This window comes from Streptomyces sp. AC602_WCS936 (assembly GCF_019049125.1).
Taxonomy (GTDB): domain Bacteria; phylum Actinomycetota; class Actinomycetes; order Streptomycetales; family Streptomycetaceae; genus Streptomyces.
Window position 1 is genome coordinate 1 of record NZ_JAGMUF010000119.1, and the last position, 6,552, is coordinate 6,552.

General features: G+C 71.5%; 7 protein-coding genes. 5 read left to right on the forward strand and 2 right to left on the reverse strand.

Annotated elements, in window-relative coordinates; genetic code table 11:
* From KUM03_RS32355 to proC, 4 genes are all read left to right on the forward strand, one after another.
* On the forward strand, positions 1-603 hold a 603-nt coding region (locus KUM03_RS32355; RefSeq protein ID WP_217254135.1), incomplete at its 5' end, for a class I SAM-dependent methyltransferase.
* Positions 604-635: 32 nt separating this feature from the next.
* Positions 636-1,463 carry an ABC transporter ATP-binding protein gene (locus tag KUM03_RS32360; RefSeq protein WP_217254136.1) on the forward strand — a complete coding sequence of 276 codons (828 nt, stop codon included), beginning with the start codon at positions 636-638 and terminating at the stop codon, positions 1,461-1,463.
* Positions 1,460-2,251 (forward strand): ABC transporter permease, encoded by a 792-nt coding sequence (locus KUM03_RS32365; RefSeq protein ID WP_217254137.1) that lies wholly within the window; start codon positions 1,460-1,462, stop codon positions 2,249-2,251. The genes KUM03_RS32360 and KUM03_RS32365 overlap by 4 nt, the downstream gene beginning before the upstream one ends.
* Positions 2,252-2,474: 223 nt before the next feature.
* Entirely contained in the window at positions 2,475-3,287 is an 813-nt protein-coding gene (gene proC / locus KUM03_RS32370; RefSeq protein ID WP_217254138.1) for a pyrroline-5-carboxylate reductase, read from the forward strand.
* A gap of 43 nt (positions 3,288-3,330) precedes the next feature.
* Here the strand turns inward: proC and KUM03_RS32375 are convergent, their stop codons facing one another.
* On the reverse strand, positions 3,331-3,915 hold the full coding sequence (locus KUM03_RS32375) for a cysteine hydrolase family protein (RefSeq protein ID WP_217254139.1): 585 nt from the start codon (positions 3,913-3,915) through the stop codon (positions 3,331-3,333).
* 92 nt (positions 3,916-4,007) lie between these two features.
* Here KUM03_RS32375 and KUM03_RS32380 point away from each other — a divergent pair, with 92 nt between their 5' ends.
* The gene (locus KUM03_RS32380; protein ID WP_217254140.1) at positions 4,008-4,991 is read left to right on the forward strand and encodes a GlxA family transcriptional regulator; all 984 of its coding nucleotides are present in this window, start codon (positions 4,008-4,010) and stop codon (positions 4,989-4,991) included.
* On the opposite strand, the gene trpS is transcribed toward KUM03_RS32380, so the two are convergent.
* Positions 4,946-5,956: a tryptophan--tRNA ligase gene (trpS, locus tag KUM03_RS32385; protein WP_217254141.1), complete on the reverse strand. Its 1,011-nt coding sequence runs from the start codon at positions 5,954-5,956 to the stop codon at positions 4,946-4,948. The two genes, KUM03_RS32380 and trpS, sit on opposite strands and share 46 nt — an antisense overlap.
* Between the last annotated feature and the right edge of the window lie 596 nt (positions 5,957-6,552).

Here is a 6,552-nt window from a genome sequence, read left to right on the forward strand (position 1 = left end):
GCCACCGCCCGCCTGCACGCGCGCGGCGCCGACGTGATCGCCGTCGAACCCGGCGCCGGCATGGCCGCCGAGTTCCGCCGCACCCTCCCCGACGTGCCGATCGTCCGGGGCAACGGCAACGCCCTCCCCCTCGCCGGCCACAGCGCCGACCTCCTCACCTGCGCCCAGGCGTGGCACTGGACCGACCCCGCGCTCTCGATCCCGGAGGCGCTCCGCGTGCTGCGTCCGGGCGGCACGCTCGCGCTGTGGTGGAACACCGAGGCCATCGACGTGCCCTGGATCGCCGCGGCGGCCCGGCGCATCGACCGCCACTTCGACCACGAGCTGTCCGCCGAGAGACGGGAACTCGGCCCGGGCGTCGCCGACCCCGCAGGCCGCCTCGGCCTCACCCGCCGCGAGATCCGCTGGAGCCGCCGCGTCCCCGTCGACACCCACCTGGCCAACCTCACCAGCCACTCCGTCTTCCTGACCGACACCGCCGAACGCCGTGCGGCCTTCCTGGCCGACGAGCGCCGCCACCTCCTGACCGCCTTCCCGGACGGAGCTGTCGAGGAGACGTACGTCGTCGTCCTCCTGCTCGCCAGGACCCCCGCGACCGCTTGACGACGGGAGGGCCGCGGAGGAGTATTCATCACATGATGAATTACTCTTCCGTCCCACCCGGAGAACCCGGCGGCGACCCCGCCCCACCCGCCCCACCCGCCGTCCACGCCGAGGACCTCACCGTCGTCCGAGGCCCCCGCACCGTCCTGCGCGACCTGGACTTCACCGTCCCCCGCGGCCGGATCACCGGCCTCCTCGGCCCCTCCGGCTGCGGCAAGTCGACCCTCATGCGCGCGATCGCCGGCACCCAGGCCAAGGTCACCGGCACCCTGGACGTCCTCGGCCGCCCCGCCGGCCACCCCGCCCTCCGCACCCGCATCGGCTACGTCACCCAGGCCCCGTCCGTCTTCGACGACCTGACCGTCCGCCAGAACCTCGACTACTTCGCCGCGATACTCGCCCCCGGCCGAGCCGCCTCCGACCGCCGCCGGGAGGACGTCACCCGGGCGATCACCGACGTCGACCTCACCACCCACACCGACGCCCTCGCCGGCAACCTCTCCGGCGGCCAGCGCAGCCGCGTCTCCCTCGCCGTCGCCCTCCTCGGCGACCCGGAACTCCTGGTCCTCGACGAACCGACCGTCGGCCTGGACCCCGTACTCCGCCGAGACCTGTGGACCCTCTTCCACTCCCTCGCCGCCGACCGCGGCGCCACCCTCCTGGTCTCCTCCCACGTCATGGACGAGGCCGAGCGCTGCCACCGCCTCCTCCTCATGCGCGAGGGCGAGATCCTCGCCGAGGACACCCCCGACGCCCTGCGCACCCGCACCGGCTCCGAGACGGTCGAGGGAGCCTTCCTCCACCTGGTCGACGAGGCGAAGGCGAAGGCGGCGACCCGCACGAAGGAGACCACCCGATGACCACACCCACGGCCCCCGCACCCACCCTCGCCCCGGCCCCCACCCGCCCCCTGAGCCTCTCCCGCACCACAGCCACCGCGACCCGGGTCCTGCGCCAGCTGAGCCACGACCCGCGCACCATCGCCCTGCTGATGCTGATCCCCTGCGTGATGCTCTTCCTGCTGCGCTACGTCTTCGACGGCAGCCCGCGCACCTTCGACAACATCGGCGCCTCGCTCCTCGGGATCTTCCCGCTGATCACGATGTTCCTGGTCACGTCCATCGCGACCCTGCGCGAGCGCACCTCCGGCACCCTCGAACGCCTCCTCGCCATGCCCCTGGGCAAGGGCGACCTGATCGCCGGCTACGCCCTGGCCTTCGGCGCCCTCGCCATCGTCCAGTCGGCCCTCGCGACCGGCCTGGCCGTCTGGCTCCTCGGCCTCGACGTGACCGGCAGCCCCTGGCTCCTGCTCCTGGTCGCGCTGCTCGACGCCCTCCTCGGCACGGCACTCGGCCTCTTCGTCTCGGCCTTCGCGGCCTCCGAGTTCCAGGCGGTGCAGTTCATGCCGGCCGTGATCTTCCCTCAGCTCCTCCTCTGCGGCCTCTTCACCCCGCGCGACAAGATGCACCCCGCCCTGGAGGCGATCTCCGACGTCCTGCCGATGTCGTACGCGGTCGACGGCATGAACGAGGTCCTCCGCCACACCGACATGACCACCGCCTTCGTCCGCGACGCCCTGATCGTCGCGGGCTGCGCTGTGCTGGTCCTGACCCTGGGCGCGGCGACTCTGAAACGCCGAACGGCATAACAGCCCGTCCGGCGATTGAGGACGAGGCCGTCCAGGCCGAAAAGCGGGGGCCTGGGGGCGGCAGCCCTCAGGGACGGGAAGGGAAGGGGCGGCGGGGGCGAAGAACCCCGACGGCCACCACGTCCCGCGGACTGGACACGACACCCCACCCGCCACCACGAATGCGAGGATGACGCCAACGGACGACGCACCCCGAACAGGTCACCGGAGGGCACCCGAACCCATGACCCAGAAAGTCGCAGTCCTCGGCACCGGCAAGATCGGCGAAGCCCTGCTCAGCGGAATGATCGGAGCCGGCTGGGCCCCCGCCGACCTCCTGGTCACCGCCCGCCGCCCGGAACGGGCCGACGAACTCCGCGCCCGCCACGGAGTCACCCCCGTCACCAACGCCGAGGCCGCCAAGACCGCCGACACCCTGATCCTCACGGTCAAGCCGCAGGACATGGGCACCCTCCTCGACGAACTCGCCCCGCACGTCCCCGCCGACCGTCTGATCATCAGCGGCGCCGCGGGCATCCCCACCGCCTTCTTCGAGGAACGTCTCGCCCCCGGCACCCCGGTGGTCCGCGTCATGACGAACACCCCGGCCCTCGTCGACGAGGCCATGTCCGTCATCTCCGCCGGCACCCACGCCACCGCCGACCACCTCGCCCACACCGAGGAGATCTTCGGCGCCGTCGGCAAGACCCTGCGCGTCCCCGAGTCCCAGCAGGACGCCTGCACCGCCCTCTCCGGCTCCGGCCCGGCGTACTTCTTCTACCTGGTCGAGGCCATGACCGACGCCGGCATCCTCCTGGGCCTGCCCCGCGACAAGGCGCACGACCTGATCGTCCAGTCCGCGATCGGCGCCGCGAAGATGCTCCGCGACAGCGGCGAACACCCGGTCAGGCTCCGCGAGAACGTCACGTCCCCCGCCGGCACCACGATCAACGCCATCCGCGAACTCGAGAACCACGGTGTCCGCGCCGCCCTCATCGCCGCCCTGGAGGCCGCCCGCGACCGCAGCCGCGAACTGGCCTCCGGCACCAAGGACTGACCTGCCCCGTCCGTCCCGCCCCCCTCTCCACCGGGGGCGGGACTCACTTCGCCGCTGCCAGCACCTCCCCGGTCGTCGCCACCAGCGCGAAGCCGCCCCCGTGGAGCGAAACCGCCGACGCCCGGGCCAGCTCGTCGGCGCTCTGCCGCCAGCCGAAGGGCCCCTCCAGCCCGAAGGTGTACGTGGCGTCGAAGGCCACGACGACCTCGTACCCGAGGTTCCCGCCCATCCGCGCCGTCGTCTCGACGCACATGTTCGTCTGGATCCCGGCCAGCACGATCTGCGAGATTCCCGCCCCGCGCAGCCAGGCGCCCAGGTCCGGCGACCCCAGGAACGCCGAGTTCACGGTCTTCGTGACCAGCAGCTCGGCCCCCCTCCCCGTCCCGCGCCGCCGCTCCACGTACTCCTTGAACCCGTTGCCCCGGTACCCGGCCCGCAACGGCGATCCCGGCTCGACCGAGTCGTGCCGCACGAAGACGACCGGCCGCCCGGACGACTGCCATACGTCGATGAGTGCGGCGATGTTGTCGTCCGCCGCCGGATTGTTGCGCGTACCCCAGAAGTCGGCTTCCTCGAAGCCCTTCTGCACGTCCACGACCACCAGTGCCGCGTTCTCCAGGATGTCCATGCCCCGATGGTCGCGCCCCGCGGTACCGGGCCACAGAGGTACAGAAGTCAGCGACCGATGGTTTACTGCCACTCATGCCGCCCATGCCACCCATGGCAGCCCCCTACCGCGTCGCCCTGGTCGCCTTCCCCGGCATCCGGGCCTTCGACGTCTCCGTCATCACCGAAGTGTGGGGCGCCGACCGCACCGACCGCGGCGCCCCCGCCTACGAGCTGCGCCGCGCCGCCGCCGACGGCACCACCGTCGTCCCGATGCGCGGCGGCCTCGCCCTCCACCCCGACCGCCCGCTCGACTGGCTGGACCGCGCCGCCCTGGTCGTGGTCCCCGGTCTCGACGACCACCTCACCCCGGCACCTGCCCCGGTCCTCGACGCCCTCCGCCAAGCCCACGCCCGCGGCACCACTGTCGCCGCCCTCTGCGGAGGCGCCTTCACCCTCGCCCAGGCCGGCCTCCTCGACGACCGCCGCGCCATCACCCACTGGCGTCTGGTCGACCTCCTGCGGACCCGGCACCCTCGGACCAAGGTCGTCCCGGACGCCCTCTTCATCGAGGACGACAACATCTGGACCGCCGCCGGCACGGCGGCCGGCATCGACCTCTGCCTCCACCTGGTCCGCCTGGCCCACGGTGCCGAGGCCGCCGCCACCATCGCCCGCTCGATGGTCACCGCCCCCTTCCGGACCGGCACCCAGGCCCAGTTCATCGAGCACCCCACACCCCGCGCCGACCGGGACGCCGACGCCCTCGCCGACGTCCGCGAACACGCCCTGCGCCACCTGCACGAACCTCTCACCGTCGCCGACCTGGCAGCCCGCGCGGGCATGTCCCCTCGCTCCTTCGCCCGCCACTTCACGGCGGCGACCGGTACCACCCCGCTCCGCTGGCTCCTCGACCAGCGCGTCGCCGCCGCCCAGAAACTCCTGGAGCGCACCGACCTGGCCATGCCCGAGGTGGCCCGCCGAGCCGGCTTCGGCAGCGAGGTCACGATGCGCCAGCACTTCGCATCGCGCCTCGCCACCAGTCCGCGCGCCTACCGAGCCGCGTTCACAGGAGGCAGTAGCCCGATCGCCCGGTAGGCGGCATCCACGGTCGGCCGGGCCATCGCCCGAGCCTTGTCCGCCCCGTCCCGCAGCACGCCCTCCACGTACCCGGGATCCGCGCACAGCTCCTTGTGCCGATCCCGCACGGGACGAAGCACCTCGACGACGGCCTCGGCGGTGTCCTTCTTCAACGCCCCGTACGAGTCGTATCCACCCGCCAGCTCCGCCGGTTCCCCACCCGTGCAGGCGGCGAGGATCTCCAGCAGATTCGCGAGCCCCGGCCGCGCCTCACGGTCGTACACGACCTCCCGCCCGCTGTCGGTCACGGCCCGCGCGACCTTCTTCCGCACCACGTCCGGCTCGTCCAGCAGATAGACGATCCCCGGCCCGACGTCGTCGCTCTTCCCCATCTTCGACGTCGGCTCCTGCAGGTTCATGACCCGAGCCGCCACCCCCGGCAGGGTCGCCCGGGGCACCACGAACGTGTGCCCGTACCGCTGGTTGAACCGCACCGCGAGGTCCCGCGCCAACTCCACGTGCTGTGCCTGATCGTCCCCCACCGGCACCTCGTCCGTCCCGTACGCCAGGATGTCCGCCGCCATCAGCACGGGATACGTCAGCAGCGACAGCCGCACACTCCCACCCCGCACCCGCTCACGCGCGGCCTTCTCCTTGTACTGGATCATCCGCCGCATCTCCCCGTCGGTGGCGACGCACTCCAGCAGGTACGACAGCCGCGCGTGCTCGTCCACGTGGCTCTGCACGAAAACCGTGCACCGCTCCGGCTCCAGCCCCGCGGCCAGCAACAGCGACGCCGCCTGCCGACTCAGTCTGCGCACCCGCCCCGGGTCGTGGTCGACGGTCAGCGCGTGCAGGTCGACGACGCAGAACAGCGCGTCCGACCGATGCTGGTCGACCGTGACCCACTTCCGCATTGCGCCCAGATAGTTCCCCAGCGTCAGGTGCCCGGTCGGCTTGACCCCACTGAAGACCCGTGTCATCTCTCCACCTCCTGGTCAGGACCGCCGCCATCCGCCGGCCGCCCCTCCTGGAGGGAGATACGAGAACGGCCGCCGAAGCGGCGGCCGTCGAGTGCATACGTGTGTACGGCCGCCGTCAGGCGGCCCACCAGAGCTGAGTACACGTACGCGTCATCACGCCCTCCACGCTACCCCTCGGCGGTCCGCCGTGCATGCGATTTGACACCCCGTGTGCGCACTCGTAGTGTTCTCCGAGTTGTCCGACGTGAGCGCCGACTCCGGTCGGTCCCCGGACAGCGATTCCGCAAGTACCAACCACTCCTCGACGAGCTGTCGCGTTGTCGGTGCGTGTATTTACGGAATGAGGAATCCACGTCCGACAGGACGCGGCCCCCGATTAGCTCGGAGGCCGGGAATCCGCTAAAGTCTCACTCCGTCGGAACGGCCCAACAGCCGCGAAGACAACCCCCTTCTGACGGGGAATCAGAGCCCGAAAGGATCTGATAGAGTCGGAACCGTCGGAAAGGGAAACGCGAAAGCGGGAACCTGGAAAGCACCGAGGAAATCGGATCGGAAAGATCTGATAGAGTCGGAAACGCAAGACCGAAGGGAAGCGC